The organism is Acinetobacter lwoffii, assembly GCF_024129715.1.
Classification (GTDB): Bacteria; Pseudomonadota; Gammaproteobacteria; order Pseudomonadales; family Moraxellaceae; genus Acinetobacter; species Acinetobacter lwoffii_U.
Map to the genome: position 1 here is coordinate 36,980 of NZ_JAMXXM010000011.1, position 16,373 is coordinate 53,352.

Consider the following 16,373-nt stretch of genomic DNA (forward strand, 5'->3'; position numbering starts at 1 on the left):
TGGGCTTTATATCCAAAGGATATTAGGCATTTTTATAATCAATCAGAATACGCAGCATACGGCGTAACGGCTCGGCAGCGCCCCAAAGCAACTGGTCACCTACAGTGAACGCACCCAGATATTCTTTACCCATGTTCAGCTTGCGTAGACGGCCGACTGGAACGGTTAAAGTACCTGTTACAGCAACAGGCGTCAGATCAGTCATAGACGCTTCACGAGTATTTGGAACCACTTTAGACCAGTCATTGGCACGTGCAATGATGTCTTCGATTTCATCCAAAGGTACATCTTTTTTCAATTTCAGGGTTAATGCCTGAGAGTGACAACGCATGGCACCAATACGCACACAGTGACCATCAATCGGTACGATCTGCTGATTGCCCAGAATCTTGTTGGTTTCAACCTGACCTTTCCATTCTTCTTTCGACTGGCCGCTTTCCAGTTGCTTGTCGATATAAGGAATGAGTGAACCAGCCAAAGGCACGCCAAAGTTTGCAGACGGGAAGCCTTCACCACGTTGTAATTCAGCAATTCTAGAGTCGATATTTAGAATTGGAGAACGCGGATCATCTAGCAACTCTTTGGTATTGTTATATAAATAACCCATACCATTGATCAGTTCACGCATGTTTTGCGCGCCCGCACCAGAAGCGGCCTGATACGTCATTGACGTTGCCCATTCCACCAGATTGTTCTGGAACAGACCGCCCAAGCCCATCAGCATCAAGGAAACCGTACAGTTACCACCGACAAAAGTCTTGGTGCCTTTGACTAGACCATCTTTGATCACGTGCATGTTCACCGGATCAAGTACGATGATGGCTTCATCATCCATACGTAAAGTCGATGCTGCATCAATCCAGTAACCGTTCCAGCCTTCAGCTTTTAGTTTCGGGAAAACTTCAGAAGTATAGTCGCCACCTTGACAGGTAATAATGACATCCATTTGCTTCAGACTGTTAATGTCTGATGCATCCATAAGTGCTGGGGCGGTCTTACCGCCAAATGCCGGCGCTTCACCGCCTGCATTACTGGTAGAGAAATAGAATGGCTCAAAATGAGCAAAATCATTCTCTTCAACCATACGTTGCATAAGGACGGAACCAACCATCCCGCGCCAACCGACCAGACCTACTTTCATGTCACTTTGCCTCGGTGCGTTAAAAAATCAAAAGGGATTCGAGTGTACCAAAAAGGGACTCAACTGCAAGAGCTACACAATCAAAACATCAATATTCTTGAGAGAAATATCTGCTTTATGATACATACAAAATTGATAACGTCATTTTTCTTTTAGAAAAAATAATAACTTAATTAAGAGCGCAGTTTATGATATGGGTTATCCAAATTCTGGCAATCATTGTCATTTGGTTAAGTTTTTGGTCACTGATACCACGCGATGAATGGTGGATTCGGGGTGCGGATTTTCCACGCTTACAAATTCTGGTATTAGGCTTTATCGCCTTTGTGCTGTTCTTGGTTCTGGAGCATCCCTGGACCTGGTTGAATCAGCTGCTTTTTGTCGGGCTGATGGCAGCTTTGGCCTATCAGTTGAAAATGGTATTGCCCTATACCTTTATCTGGAAAAAACAGGTCAAGCAGGTCAAGCAGGATCAGCTGGATCCGCAACGTCAAATTTCCCTGGTCGTTTCCAATGTACTTACTACCAATACCAAATATCATTTACTGATCGAGCAGATCCAGATTCATCAGCCAGATCTGGTTTTGACTCTGGAAACCGATCAAAACTGGCAAAATGCACTCTCGGTGATTGAAGCCGATTATCCTTATCGCGTGCCTGTGCCTTTGGATAATCTGTATGGCATGCATCTATATAGCAAGCTCGAACTGAGAGAAACCGAGGTTAAATTTATTCTGAGTGATGAAATTCCCTCCATTCATACCACGGTGATCTTACGCTCAGGACAACCGGTACAGCTTTACTGTCTGCATCCTAAACCACCTAGCCCGACCGAGGCCAAGGATTCTACCTTGCGTGATGCTGAACTGCTGATTGTCGGTGATCAGATTAAAGATCTGGATGAAAGCTGTATCGTGATGGGCGATCTGAATGACGTGGCCTGGTCACGTACCACACGCCTGTTTCAACGCATTAGTGGACTGCTGGATCCGCGGGTAGGGCGTCATTATGTGAATACTTTTCACGCAGATTATCCTTTTTTTCGCTGGTCGCTGGATCACGTCTTTCACAGTACCGATTTTGCCTTGGTACACATGGAGCGTTTACCGCATGTAGGTTCTGACCATTTTCCGGTCTTTCTGGTTTTGCAAACCGGTCGGGTATTTGAGCATATTCAGGAAGAATTGGAACAAACTGATGAAGATGAGCAGGAAGCACAAAAAGCTATTGAAGAAGGCATTCAGAAAGCAGAGAAAGAGGAAAAAATAGTCACTGATGAAGTTGCCATAGCATATAAAGAAGGGGGCAAAATCTCTTAGCTTTTTAGAAGAAAAGTGTACGATATTGCTTACAACAGTTTCCGCTTCTTGCGAATGGGCAGGGGTTGGGAATCTGGGTATTCTAGGTTTATCAGCACAGGGAGTCGAGAAAGGATATTCTCATAAGGAAGACGAAGCTGAATGAAAACATCATGGATATGATGCTGAAAGGGACATCACAAAAAAGCAGAACGAATTATAATATGTGAAAGCACAACCTCATTAACCCGAGTTTTACAGGATGTAGAGCTCGGGTTAAATTATTTCAATTACTTAAACATGATTTTAAGCTATAGCCCTTCAAATTCCGTGATCAAATTGATTTAGTAAATTGATTTATAACCTTCAGGGCGAGTCTTAAAACGGCGGTGGAACCACATATATTGGGTCGGTGCAATGCGTAACTGCTGCTCGATTACCAGATTCACGCGGGTGGCATCTTCGACTTCATTTTCACCAGGAAAATTTTCCAGTGCTGGTTCAATCAGCACATGGTAGCGCGGATTATTAATATCGCCATGACGGTAGAAATATAAAGGAATTGCAGCCGCTTTGGTCATTTTTAGTAAACGACGATGTGCGGTTACAGTCGCCGCAGGCACGCCAAAAAAAGGTGCCATCACGCCTTGTTTTAAACCATAATCCTGATCCGGACTGTACCAGATCGCATGGCCATTTTTCAGGTTACGTACCAGACCGCGCATATCATCATGGTCAATCTGATTGGCATAAATTGTGGCGCGACAACGGTAAATCAGCATGTCCAAAAGTGGATTATTCTGCGGACGATAGACCACATCCGGTTCAAAATATTGTGCGCAAAGATAACCACCCGCATCGAGCAAAGTTGAATGCGTGCCTAATAACAGCATGCCTTGGCCTGCGGCTTGTGCCTTCTGAATATGTTCCAAGCCTTCAATACTGACGCGGCCCTGAAACCATTTCGGACTGTACCAGGCATTCAGCGTCTCAAACACCCCCAGCATTTGATCGATAAATACCTGACGGGCATTGTCCTGTACCTGCTTTTCAGACCATTCGGGAAAGCAGACTTCCAGATTACGCAGCGTGGTTTCACGGCGTGATTTCAAGTATTTAAAAGAAAGGTGGCCCAGCAGGGACGCCAGACGATGCTGAATGGCCCAAGGTAAGATCGCCAGAATCATCAGGAAAATAATGCCTAGCCATTTGCCCCAATATTGAGGTAACAGGAATGACCATTGAAATTCACCGGGTTGATATGCAGGCTGAGTACTCATAAAACAATTTAGGGCCAAAAGATTAAATGCAGTCTAACAGAGAAGATTATTGAAATAAAAAAGCATCTGTACGAATACAGATGCTTTAGTAAAAGCTCGGGGAATATTTAGCCGTTACTTAGGTTGTCCAGTTCTTCCCAACGCTCTAATTTTTCCAGTAACAGCTCATCAATTTCGGATAAGCGTTTAGACAGTTTCAGTGCTTTATCGGAATCAGTCACAAATAAAGAGCCATCAGCCAGTTGTGCATTGATCTCGACCTGCTCTTTTTCTAGCGCTTCCATCTCAGCTGGAAGTTGCTCGAGTGCACGTTGGTCTTTATAACTGAGTTTAACTTTTTTGGCAGCGGCCGGCGCAGTCTCGGCTTCTGCTTTGGCCATGGCTTTTTTCACGGCACTTTTTTGGTCAACCACGGTTTGATCCGGACGTTGTTCAAGATAATCCTGATAACCGCCAACATATTCGTCAATATTGCCCTTACCATCAAAGACCCAAGTGGATGTTACCACGTTGTCCATAAAGGCACGGTCATGCGAGATCAACAGCAGGGTGCCTTTGTAGCCACCCAGCATCTCTTCCAGTAACTCTAAAGTCACCATATCCAGGTCGTTGGTTGGCTCATCCATCACAATCAGGTTCGATGGTTTCAGCAACAGTTTCGCTAGCAGGATACGGTTGCGCTCACCACCTGACAAAGCTTTGACTGGTGTACGGGCACGTTCTGGCGAAAACAGGAAATCTTGTAAATAACTATAGATATGACGACGGTTACCATTCACATCCACGTGGTCAGAACCTTCTGAGACGTTATCTTTAACAGATTTTTCCAGATCCAGCGCATTACGGAGCTGGTCAAAATAGGCCACTTCAAGCTGCGTACCGGTCTTCACCGTACCGCCATGTTCTAGCTCGCCCAGAATGGCTTTAATGAGTGTAGTTTTACCGACCCCGTTATCACCGACCAGACCGATACGGTCGCCACGGAGTACCAGTGCAGAGAAGTTGTTGATGATCGGTGGATTGTCACCGAATTTCACACTCAGGTTCTCAATTTCAAACACCAGTTTGCCGGAACGGTTGGCATCCTGAGTTGCCATCGTCACTTTACCTTGTTGCGAACGGCGTGCTCTAGATTCTTCACGCAAGGCTTTCAGGGCACGGACACGGCCTTCGTTGCGGGTACGACGGGCTTTAATCCCTTGACGGATCCATACTTCTTCTTCAGCCAGCTTTTTATCGAAGAGCGCATTTTGCTTTTCTTCAGCTTCCATTTGCTGGGCTTTCAGGTCTAGATAACGTGAATAGTTACCTTCATAACTACGCAGTTGACCACGATCCAGCTCGACAATACGGGTGGCAATGCTATCGACAAAGGCACGGTCATGCGAAATGAACAGCAGGGTCAAATTGTTTTGATCGAGCAGGAATTTTTCCAGCCATTCGATACTTTCAACGTCTAAATGGTTCGTCGGTTCGTCCAGTAACAGCACATCGGGTTGGGTAAGTAAAGCACGTGCCAGCAGGACACGACGTTTACGACCACCGGACAAATCGGCAAGATCTGCATCCGGGTCCAGGCCCATTTTGCTTAAAATCGAATTGACTTTGGTTTCCAGCGCCCAGCCATCCAGCTGATCCATTTTGTGTTGCAGGTTGCCCATACGATCACAGGCGTCCATGTCACCTAGTACACAGGCTTCGCTAGCAGCATGATAAGCACGCAACACTTCCGATGCTTCACCGGCACCATCTGCCACGATATCAGCCACTTTGCCTGAATCCATCGGTACATCTTGCGCCAGCATGGAAATAGTAATGCCGTTTTGTAATGAAACTTCGCCGTTGTCAGGCAGTAAACTTCCTTCAATTAGCTTAAGTAAGGTAGACTTACCCTCACCATTACGGCCAATCAAACACACTCGTTCGCCGCGTTCCAAGTTAAAATTCGCGCCGTCGAGCAGGGCAGGTCCACCAAACGCAAGTTGGACATCCCTAAGGGTAATATAGGCCATAATGTTTCCTGAAATCCCCAATGAGGACTTTAAATGACTAAACAACAAAATCTAAATGATCAGGCGTCATTTTCCGCACCCATTGAAGATTTGCAAGTGCGAATTGCATTTTTAGACGATTTAGTTGAACAGTTGAATGATCAGGTGGCCAAACAGACCCTGGAAATTGCTGATCTGAAAAAGCAAATGACGCTGTTATATCAACGTGTTGAGTCTTCAGATCTGTCTGAAGGCATTGCAGAATTTGATCCGGTTGCAGATCGCCCACCACATTATTAATTTGCAACCAATGATTTAATCAACAATGACCCTTAGCTGATCTAAGGGTTTTTTATTGAAAAATAAAAATGAGCCAATCGATAAGATGGTAAAAGAGAAGTATTTTTGTTTTGAATGGGCTTTTAAATTGCATTAAATCCGCATATAAAAGTAATAAAGCGCAGCGCGATCATCAAGTTTAAAAGAGTTTTTCTGCTGAAAACAAACATTCGCGCTCGTAAACAGATTTCTTTCAGGCATTTCATAAAATGCAGTTTGGCCCTCTGCCGAAACAGGCCTGCACCCATTCAGTCGTAAAATTATTTGACCTTTCACTCACTTCCTACTCTAATACGGGCTCTCAGGTACATTCCGGAATTGCGTCCCATGCACCCAAAAGTTGTTCTACTCGACCTCGAAAATAATTTCCCCACAGCCAAGTTAATGCGTGAGATTGTGGCGCATTATTCGACTTTATATCTGTTTAGCTGTGCCGGAAAATTTGAATTCTCCTTAGAGGACTTAACCGAGCTTGCCGGCTGGGTTAGCAGTGGTCAGGTGGTGGTACTGGACACGCCTGAATCGCCACAAAAAGAATATGAATATGCGGTCATTGTCGGTCAGCTTATGGCGCTACTGGAGCCGGAAACCGAGGTTGAATTGATCTCGGCGATGGACAGTTGCGAAATGTTGCAACAGATGCTGCAAACTTCTGATATTACGTGTCACCTGATTCAGATTCAGCCTGATGAGACAAACATTCCAACAGATCAACCTAAAAATCATCTTCCGAGTCTGGATACCATCAAGAACAAACCTGCCTTGCAACTGGTGAAAAAATACTGTGATGCGTTAGGCAAAATGAGTGGCAAACCGAATACGGTGGAAACCCTAAAAAACTCAGTGGCGAATATTCTGCAAGTGATGCCGGTAAAAGCTCAGCATGTGGTCGGCATGTTGATTAACCTGAAAATCGTCAAGCGCTATGATGAGCAGATCAGCTTCCGCAAAAAAGTCCTGAAACAATGGCTGCAACTCAATCTGGATGAGCAAAACCCGGTTGAAAATCCGAAACTGGATCAGGTCATTTCCCAACTGAAGGCAGATGAAGCTCCAGTTGAATCTGAAATACTCAAGTCACCAATCCAGTCGGCACAGCAAGACCTGTTCAAGAACTTTGGCCGGATCGATCCGGTACAACTGGAAGTGGCGCGTAAACTGCGTGAATTGCAGGGCGATAAACCCAAAGACATTTATGAGCTGCGTGATTTACTGGAACAGTTATTTCCAAAATCGGACATTCGCTTGCTGCTGAAAGAGCTGATCGAGAAAGGTTATATTTACTGGAATGGTCACGAAATTTTATATAGTCATGAAATGTTCCTGAATTAATTTTATCGTGCAAACTTGCGTTTTATATTGTGCTTATGCAACTCTAATAATAGAACATAAAGGTTGAACTATGGAAAACACTGGAATCTGGGTGACGGTGGTCATCATCATTTTCGTCATAGGGTCGATTTTCGGGTTGCGCGTGAGCCCCCGAGAAAAAGCCTTGGGCCTGATGCGTGACAAAGCCCGTAAAATGGGTTTGCATCCACGTCTGGTGGTGGCACCGGACTGGACCAAAATCCCGAAGGCGACTGAAAGTCGTGCCAGTATGGTCGCGTACTACAGTGTGCTGATGCCAGATGCGCGTTTGCCCTTGATGCGCGCCCGTGTTGTCGATAATAAACTCGAAATCGTGCAGGGTGATGAGAAATTTAAAGATTTTCCCATTGCATTAAAAGGCATTTATGCTATTGATATGCAGGCCAACTGTGTCGGCATGTACTGGGATGAAGAAGCTGATTTAAGAGCGACCCAACTCGACGACATCAAAGCACTGTTACACGCTTTGGCTGAACTTTAATTTAGAAATAAACAGGATTAACGGTTAATTATGGCGAACGCTCCTCGGTCCACATCAAAAAGCAGCACAGCGAAGTCTCCCGACGCTGGAAGCAAGCGTGCCCTAGTGATTGTGGAGTCGCCTGCAAAAGCGAAAACAATCAATAAGTACCTTGGTCCGAACTACATCGTAAAATCATCAGTGGGTCATGTGCGTGACTTGCCGACAGGCGGTTCTGCAAAATCGACAGAGAAAAAACCGGCGACACGTACCAAACTGACGGATGCAGAAAAAGCTGAAAAATCACAGAATGCGTTGATTAACCGCATGGGTGTCGATCCGGAACATGACTGGAAAGCCAAATACGAAGTCCTTCCTGGCAAAGAACATGTGGTTGCCGAACTGAAAAAACTGGCATCGCAAGTCGATGAAGTCTATCTGGCAACGGATATGGACAGGGAAGGAGAGGCGATTGCCTGGCATTTAAAAGAAGTCATCGGTGGTGATGATTCGCGTTATCAGCGTGTGGTCTTCAACGAAATTACCAAAAACGCGATTCAGGATGCCTTTAAGCATCCGTCACGTCTGGATACCAATAAAGTCAATGCACAGCAGGCACGCCGTTTCCTGGATCGTGTCGTGGGCTTTATGATTTCGCCATTGCTTTGGGAAAAGATTGCCCGTGGTCTGTCGGCCGGTCGTGTACAGTCGGTTGCAGTGAAGCTGGTGGTCGAGCGTGAACGTGAAATTCGTGCCTTCATTCCTGAAGAATACTGGCAGGTGTTTGCCGATACCAAATCGAAAAAAGATGATATTCGTCTCGAAGCGGTCAAGCAAAATGGCAAGACGCTCAAGCTGCGCAACAAAGCCGAAACTGATGCCTTATTAAACCTGATCAAAGATGCGGATTATACGGTTTCTGCACGTGAAGATAAGCCAACCAAGGTTAATCCAAGTGCGCCGTATATCACGTCAACGCTACAACAGGCAGCCAGTACCCGTCTCGGTTTTTCTGTGAAGAAAACCATGATGCTGGCGCAGCGTCTGTATGAAGCCGGCTTCATTACCTATATGCGTACCGACTCGACCTTCTTGAGTGATGATGCGGTGAATATGGTGCGTGGTCATATCGAATCCGAGTTTGGCGAGAAGTATTTGCCTGCCAAGCCGAACCGTTATGGCAATAAAGCCGGTGCGCAAGAAGCGCATGAGGCGATTCGTCCATCTATGGTTGGCTTAAAAGGCGACAGTCTGGTGGGTGTTGAGCGTGATGCACAGCGTCTGTATGACTTGATCTGGCGCCAGTTTGTTGCTTGTCAGATGACTCCGGCAGAATATCTGTCTTCTACCATTTTGGTGGATGCCAATGGCGTAGAACTGAAAGCCAAAGGCCGTACCTTGGTCTTTGATGGCTTTACCCGCGTGCGTGGTGCCAATAAAGCCGATGACGATATTTTATTGCCTGCGGTCAAAGTCGGTGAAGTGCTTAAACTTGAGAAACTTGATCCATCTCAACATTTCACCAAGCCACCGGCACGTTTTACTGAAGCCTCACTGGTGAAAGAACTCGAGAAAAAAGGCATTGGCCGTCCATCGACCTATGCTGCGATTATCTCGACCATTCAGGATCGTGGTTATGTGAAACTGGATAACCGGCGTCTCTATGCCGAGAAGATGGGTGAGATCGTTACCGATCGTCTGGATGAAAATTTTAGTAATCTGATGAACTATGCCTTTACCGCAGATCTTGAAGGTCAGCTGGATAAAGTAGCAGATGGTGAGCGTAACTGGAAAGAGTTATTAGACAGCTTCTATGGCGATTTTAAGCAACGTTTGACTACGGCGCAGGGTGAGAACGGTATGCGCCGCAATCAGCCTGTAGAAGTGGATGCGGTACACTGTAAAGAATGTGACCGTCCGATGCAGATCCGTACCGGAACCACAGGTGTATTCTTGGGTTGTTCAGGCTATAACTTGCCGCCGAAAGAGCGTTGTAAGGGAACCTTGAACCTGACACCAGTTGAGTCTCTGGCTGCATTGTCTGATGATGAGGCTGCGGAAACTGCTGACCTGATGTCGAAGAAGCGTTGTCCGATCTGTGAAACTGCCATGGACAGCTATGTGATTGATGGCGGCCGTAAACTGCATATCTGTGGGAATAACCCGGACTGTAGTGGTTTTGAACTTGAAGAAGGTGAGTTCAAAATTAAAGGCTATGATGGCCCGAGTATCCCATGCGACAAGTGTGATGGTGAAATGCAGCTGAAGACGGGTCGTTTTGGTCCGTATTTTGCCTGTACCAGCTGTGACAATACCCGTAAAGTCTTAAAGAGCGGTCAGCCTGCACCTCCACGTGTGGATCCGATCAAGATGGAGCATTTACGTTCTGCCAAGCATGACGATTTCTTTGTACTGCGTGACGGTGCAGCCGGTTTATTCCTGGCGGCAAGCAAGTTCCCGAAAGTGCGTGAAACCCGTGCACCGAAAGTGGCCGAGATTCGTTCTGTTGCCGACCAGCTTGATCCAAAGTATCAGTTTATCTTGCAGGCACCTGATGTGGACCCGGAAGGGAATCCAACTCTGGTAAAATTTAGCCGTAAGAACCAGTCACAATATATTGGTTCGGAAACTGCAGAAGGCAAGCAAACCAAATGGTCTCTGGTTTATCAGGACGGAAAATGGGTTGAAGCCTAAACTCTAAGATTCAAAAAAATGCTGACGAAAGTCGGCATTTTTTATTTATGATGTATCTTCATTTTAAAAACAATAATCAAGGTTGATTTGGGGCCATGTGGAAAAAGATTCGGATTCTGATTTTATTAATCATCTTATTGATTGTCGCAGTCAATGCCTATCGTGATCAAAACCAGAACTGGTCAAAGCCGATTATTGTTTTGCTGCATCCGATTAGTGCTGATGGATTACCAACCACACAGAAATATATCCAGCAACTGTCAGTTCAGGACCTGAATGGAGCAAGGGAATATCTGGAAAAAGCAGCTCAGCAGTATCGCGGACAGCCGACTTATTTTTATTTTAATTTAGGCCGTGAGCTTAAAGTTCTACCGCCCAAAGTCCCTGAGCAGGCTTCGCTCATCAATACAGTTTTATGGAGTTTAAAATTCCGTTTCTATGCCTGGAAACAGCGACAGAGTTCAGATCCTTCAGCCAATGTGACTTTATTTTTAAATTACTACGATCCTGTACAGACCAAGCAATTAAAGCATTCAACCGCCTTGCAAAAAGGCCGGATTGGTTCGGTGAATCTATTTGCATCCAAGCAACAGACTGAACAGAATAAAATTGTCTTGGTTCATGAATTGCTGCATGCCTTTGGTGCTTCGGATAAATACGATTTAGCGACAGGGCAACCGATTTATCCGCTGGGTTATGCATTTCCAGATCAGCAACCCTTATTTCCGCAATCCAAGGCGGAGCTGATGGCAGGGCATATTCCCCTGTCTCAAACTACCAGTAAAATGCCAGAATCTTTAAATCAAACTTTGATTAATGAGATAACTGCAATTGAACTGGGCTGGAAATAAAGACTTGTGGATAGTGCTGGATTTATCCACAATTTAGACTTCATTTGTGGATAAAAGATCACACCATGCCGCTCACCTTTGTGCTTGCTCCCGACTCGTTTAAAGAAAGCATGTCTGCTGCACAGGCTTCTCAGGCCATGCAACGCGGTATTCAGAACGTCATTCCGGATGCCCACATTATTCATGTGCCAATGGCTGATGGTGGTGAAGGCACGGTCGATGCACTGATTTCAAGTTTAAAGGGGCAAAGTATTGCATGTGACGTGACCGGGCCATTATCTGAGCAACGTATCCAGACCTATTGGGGGATGGTTGATGCAGGCCAGACTGCCGTGATTGAAATGGCCAAAGCCAATGGCATACATTTGCTTGCAGCAGAAAAGCGTAATCCGATGCTCACTTCAACTTATGGCACAGGAGAAATGATCAAACAGGCATTGGATTTGAGTGTGAAAAAAATCATCATTGGGCTAGGTGGCAGTGTCACCAATGATGCGGGTGCGGGCATGCTGCAAGCACTGGGTGTACGGTTTCTAAATCATGCGGGTGAGTCAATTCAGGTCTGTGGTGGAAACTTAGATCTGGTCAAATCAATGGATTTATCCGAACTTGATTCACGTTTAGCAGATACTGAAATAATCATTGCATCAGATGTCAACAATCCGCTGTGTGGGCCAAATGGTGCCTCAAATATATTTGGGCCACAGAAAGGTGCAAACCCTGAAATGGTCAAGCAGTTAGATCAAAACCTCGGTCATTTTGCCGATGTGGTTGCTCGGCAGATTGGCCATGATCATCGTCATGTGGCAGGTGCGGGCGCTGCCGGCGGACTGGGTTTTGGTTTAATGGCATTCACTGCTGCTTCCATTCGATCAGGTGTAGAACTGATAATTGAACAGGTTCAACTGGGTGAAAAAATAGCGCAAGCAGATTATGTATTTACCGGTGAAGGTAAAATTGATTTTCAAACCAAATTTGGCAAAACACCGTTTGGTGTGGCACAGGTTGCCAAACGTTTCAATAAACCGGTGATTGCTTTTGCGGGTCTATTCGGTGAAGGGATTGAGGGTCTTTTTGAGTCAGGATTTAGCCAGATTATTGGTATTAATCCGCCAGATTATAGTCTGGAAGAAGCATTAAAAAATGCAGAAATGAACTTGGAGAAAGCTGTCACTGAGATAGTCAAAAATCTTTTGACAGAGTGAAAGTATTTCTCTCTGCTGCAATCCAGTACGCCCTGTCGTCAGCTAATATCAAATCAAAAAATAAAATTGGAGATAGTTTCAGGGCAATTGAAAAGCCATAATTCTGAAAGCGATCTGTTAAACTATATACATCCACGCAATGATGAGTGAAAATGAGTTTAGCCACCCTGATTGATGAATTAAACCCTCAGCAAAGACAAGCAGCCACCACAGAAGCAAAACACAGTTTGGTGCTGGCGGGGGCAGGTTGTGGCAAAACCAAGACCATCGTGGCACGCGCAGCTTACTTAATTGAACAAGGCGTGCCTGCCAACCAGATTCAAATTCTAACCTTTACCCGCCGGGCTGCCAGTGAAATTGTGGCGCGTGTCGAACTGGCACTTGGTGAACAAGCCAAGGGACTGCGAGCCTCGACTTTTCATACTTTCTGTATGTATCTGCTGCGCCGTATTCCCAAAGCCTTTGGTCTGGAACAGTTTTCGATTATTGATCGTGATGATCAGCTGATGATGTTCCGCCTGATTCGCGGTCGTGATGACAAGAAAAATCCCAACCATCTGCCTAAGCCTCAGGAACTATGTGATCTATATTCTTTTGCAAGGAATACCCGGCAAAAACTCAGTCTGGCATTAGAAAAACAGATGCCGGAATATCTGGCCTTAAAGGACCAGATTGCCGAGATTATGAAAGAGTACGAAGCACGTAAGCAGGCACGCAGCTTTCTGGATTATGATGACATTCTGGCGGTAGTGGCTACGGCGCTGGCACAGTCCGAAGGTCTGGTCGACTATGTCGCTTCAATCTGTCGACATATGCTGGTCGATGAAATGCAGGATACCAATCCATTACAATGGGCTTTGCTCGAACCACTTAAAGACCGGATCAGCCTGTTTTGTGTCGGTGATGATGCCCAGTCGATTTATGGCTTTCGTGGTGCAGACTTTGAAAATATTCACCATTTCAAAGAACGTGTGCCAGATGCGCAGATTTTCAAATTAGAAAAGAACTACCGCTCGACCCAGGAAATTCTCGATCTGTCTAACTGGCTGCTGGATCAGTCTGAAATCAAATATGACAAACGTCTAGAAGCTTATCGCGGAGAAGGTGTAAAGCCGCGTATGCATATCTTCCCGAATGAGTTTGATGAAGCCAAATGGATTGCGATTGATATTAAAGAACGCCATTATCTGCAAGGCAGCAAATGGGGCGAGCATATGGTGCTGGTTCGTTCCAGCTTTGCCGCGCGGCACATTGAAGCGGCCTGTATTGCAGCCAATGTACCGTATCGCTTTATTGGTGGCATGAAGCTGCTGGAAACGGCGCATGTGAAAGATTTGCTCAGCATGCTGCGCGTGGTGGCTAATCCATTGGATGATATTGCCTGGATGCGTTTCTTGACCCTATGGAATGGTGTTGGTGATGTGGGTGCCAGTAAGCTATCGCAGCAGTTATTGGCTGAACCGGAAATGGAAGCTATTGCAGATAATTTGGAAAAATTTGGCAAGATACCATTAGAAACCATTCTGATCATGCAGCAGATGAGTGTGCTCAAAGGCGAAGTGCAAGCCTGTGTCGGTCTTGCGATTCAGGCGATTGAATCGCAGTTGGCGGAAAACTATAAAAAGGATTGGCCACGTCGCCAGAGTGATTTTGAACTGGTCAAACAGCTGGCCTCCAAGCATTCGCAGCTGAGTGAGTTTTTAGAGGAATATGTACTGGATCCGGTGTCAATCTCGGAAATTGAACGCCAGTCGGACCATGATGTGGTGACCTTGATTACCATTCACTCGGCCAAAGGCACCGAACAAAATGTCTGTTATGTGACCAATGTCACGCCGGGCAATTATCCGCATGCACGTGCTCAAGGTGATTTTGATGATGTCGAAGAAGAACGTCGTGTACTGTATGTGGCGTTGACCCGGGCAAAAAATGAATTAATTCTGACCAAACAGAACCTGAATCATTGGGCGCGGGAAATGGTCGATGAGCAGGGGCGTAAAGTCGAAAGCTATTTCCTGAATGATCTCACCCGGTATTTATGCACCACAGAAACCCATTACAAGACCCGGCAGCAAACGGTAAAAAGTGCCTTGATTGAACGCAAGTCGATTAATTTAGATTTTGGGATTGATCTCGATTAAACTATAGCAAAGTTGTTTCATGCAAAAAGTAGAGTAGGCGCGTGCTTTTTGATATTTTTTGCCTATCTTCTTAAGGTTGTAAGATGAAAATTTTAGTTCGTAATTTAGAACGTACGGTCACAGAAGCCGAATTGCTGAAACTGTTCCAGGAATATGGCACAGTGGAGACCTGTACTTTGGTGCTTGATGCAGCAACAGGCAAATCAAAAGGTTTTGCTTTTGTAGAAATGCCACATGGCCGTGAAGCAGTCAAAGCCATTAAAGGCCTGAATACTTTGCGCCTGCACGGACATGGGATCCGCGTGAAAGCCGCAGAAGATAAGCCTCAGGCTTAAACTCAAAAAAGGAGCACTTGATAGGCTCCTTTTTTATGGCTGAAATTTATTATCGCTGTACTTAACTAGTGAGCTCAATGCTCTGAATTTCAGTGCTGGATGGATTCAGTCCGAACATCTTTTGATTGCGAAATGTAGGCGAACCTTTTACTTTATAAAAGCCAAAATTTGTTTTAAACCTTAGGAAATCTCGATGACCCGTGTTGCTCGCTATCATGCGGACCGTACCAATCAAAAACTGTATTTTGCCCGCCTTTCCTGCCAGCAAGCAGAGCAAACTGAACATGTACAACAGGCTCAGGCACAACGTGAAGCAACTGTGTTTCATTTGCATGGTGCTTTGTTAGCATTTTTACAGGAACTGGTGCGTTACTATCGCCTGAATGATCCTCATCCGACGCTAAAATCGATCGAAGAACTCATGGCGGCCAAAGGCCAAATTTCGCCAGAAGTCGCGGTGCTGCAACATTTGTCCAAGAGCGGTTTCATTGCTGAACTGAAGCACGCTTACCGTCTGTGCCAGTATACGCCCGAACCAAGTACCCCAGAACCTGAAGACGAAACCTCCTCAAATCTCATCATTAAAGTCACACAGTCTCCACAAGCATGGTTACCTGATACTGCTATATTGAGAGAGTGGCATCGTGACCTGACCCAATTAATTGATGGTTTTCGTAATGAGATGATTGAATTTTAATCGGATCGGCTGTACTTGAAAATGCAATTTTTAACCCTATATCAATTACTCTAATGATGCAAAGTGCACCCGGTGCTTTGCCACCATGTTGAACATGGAGGATATATGTCTATAGAACAGTTGAAAGATTTATTTGGTAATCAAGACGCGATTTTAGAACTCGTTCAACTTGAAGGTGGCGCGTTGGCTCTACGCAATGCAGGCTCACATAAACAGCCTTTGGTCATGATTCAATTTAATGATGAGGTGAAAGCTCTACTTGGAGAGCAGACGCCCGTGATTGCGCAACAGATGATTCAGGCAGCACTCTATGGCTTGCTGGAACAGCAGGTCAATGAATGGCAGGCTGAAGTTGTGGATGAAGAACCAAAGTATATGAGTTAATCGTTGAAATTTATTTAGAAAGCACACTATCGGTGTGCTTTTTGAGTTTTATAGGTTATTAAATTAGGCAGATTTTAAGTATCACAAAAACGTTCATTTAAAATGAAGATGAAAAATCAGTATTTTAAAATTTGGGTCATGAGCAGACTGAAGCCAGTGTATTAATAAAGTCTTTTACTTAGAGAT

Annotated in this window: 14 protein-coding genes; 11 read left to right on the forward strand and 3 right to left on the reverse strand. The window is 45.2% G+C overall.

Features of this window, described 5'->3' with window-relative positions:
• Positions 1–22 precede the first annotated feature (22 nt).
• On the reverse strand, positions 23–1,141 hold the full coding sequence (gene asd / locus NI462_RS08870; RefSeq protein ID WP_253160197.1) for an aspartate-semialdehyde dehydrogenase: 1,119 nt from the start codon (positions 1,139–1,141) through the stop codon (positions 23–25).
• 188 nt (positions 1,142–1,329) lie between these two features.
• Here asd and NI462_RS08875 point away from each other — a divergent pair, with 188 nt between their 5' ends.
• A complete protein-coding gene (locus NI462_RS08875) occupies positions 1,330–2,460 on the forward strand; it encodes an endonuclease/exonuclease/phosphatase family protein (protein WP_253160199.1) in 1,131 nt (376 codons plus the stop codon).
• Between the two features lie 323 nt (positions 2,461–2,783).
• On the opposite strand, the gene NI462_RS08880 is transcribed toward NI462_RS08875, so the two are convergent.
• On the reverse strand, positions 2,784–3,719 hold the full coding sequence (locus NI462_RS08880) for an LpxL/LpxP family acyltransferase (protein ID WP_213686442.1): 936 nt from the start codon (positions 3,717–3,719) through the stop codon (positions 2,784–2,786).
• Positions 3,720–3,826: 107 nt separating this feature from the next.
• Positions 3,827–5,731 carry an ATP-binding cassette domain-containing protein gene (locus tag NI462_RS08885; protein ID WP_253160201.1) on the reverse strand — a complete coding sequence of 635 codons (1,905 nt, stop codon included), beginning with the start codon at positions 5,729–5,731 and terminating at the stop codon, positions 3,827–3,829.
• A gap of 33 nt (positions 5,732–5,764) precedes the next feature.
• Here NI462_RS08885 and NI462_RS08890 point away from each other — a divergent pair, with 33 nt between their 5' ends.
• From NI462_RS08890 to NI462_RS08935, 10 genes are all read left to right on the forward strand, one after another.
• Positions 5,765–6,010, forward strand: a complete 246-nt coding sequence (locus tag NI462_RS08890) for a SlyX family protein (RefSeq protein WP_004278477.1) — start codon at positions 5,765–5,767, stop codon at positions 6,008–6,010.
• A 366-nt stretch (positions 6,011–6,376) separates the two neighbouring features.
• Positions 6,377–7,381, forward strand: coding sequence for a hypothetical protein (locus tag NI462_RS08895; RefSeq protein ID WP_253160203.1), 1,005 nt, complete (start codon positions 6,377–6,379; stop codon positions 7,379–7,381).
• Between the two features lie 70 nt (positions 7,382–7,451).
• The gene (locus NI462_RS08900; protein WP_004647398.1) at positions 7,452–7,901 is read left to right on the forward strand and encodes a hypothetical protein; all 450 of its coding nucleotides are present in this window, start codon (positions 7,452–7,454) and stop codon (positions 7,899–7,901) included.
• 30 nt (positions 7,902–7,931) lie between these two features.
• On the forward strand, positions 7,932–10,574 hold the full coding sequence (gene topA, locus NI462_RS08905; RefSeq protein ID WP_004278474.1) for a type I DNA topoisomerase: 2,643 nt from the start codon (positions 7,932–7,934) through the stop codon (positions 10,572–10,574).
• A 95-nt stretch (positions 10,575–10,669) separates the two neighbouring features.
• On the forward strand, positions 10,670–11,425 hold the full coding sequence (locus NI462_RS08910; protein WP_005250633.1) for a hypothetical protein: 756 nt from the start codon (positions 10,670–10,672) through the stop codon (positions 11,423–11,425).
• Between the two features lie 65 nt (positions 11,426–11,490).
• Complete coding sequence (locus tag NI462_RS08915) at positions 11,491–12,630, forward strand: glycerate kinase family protein (RefSeq protein ID WP_253160206.1); 1,140 nt, start codon at positions 11,491–11,493, stop codon at positions 12,628–12,630.
• A 152-nt stretch (positions 12,631–12,782) separates the two neighbouring features.
• On the forward strand, positions 12,783–14,771 hold the full coding sequence (locus NI462_RS08920; protein WP_253160208.1) for an ATP-dependent helicase: 1,989 nt from the start codon (positions 12,783–12,785) through the stop codon (positions 14,769–14,771).
• Between the two features lie 83 nt (positions 14,772–14,854).
• Positions 14,855–15,106 (forward strand): RNA recognition motif domain-containing protein, encoded by a 252-nt coding sequence (locus NI462_RS08925; RefSeq protein WP_004729489.1) that lies wholly within the window; start codon positions 14,855–14,857, stop codon positions 15,104–15,106.
• A 193-nt stretch (positions 15,107–15,299) separates the two neighbouring features.
• Positions 15,300–15,803 carry a DUF6586 family protein gene (locus NI462_RS08930; RefSeq protein ID WP_253160210.1) on the forward strand — a complete coding sequence of 168 codons (504 nt, stop codon included), beginning with the start codon at positions 15,300–15,302 and terminating at the stop codon, positions 15,801–15,803.
• Positions 15,804–15,908: 105 nt separating this feature from the next.
• Positions 15,909–16,187 carry a hypothetical protein gene (locus tag NI462_RS08935; RefSeq protein ID WP_004278462.1) on the forward strand — a complete coding sequence of 93 codons (279 nt, stop codon included), beginning with the start codon at positions 15,909–15,911 and terminating at the stop codon, positions 16,185–16,187.
• Positions 16,188–16,373 lie beyond the last annotated feature (186 nt).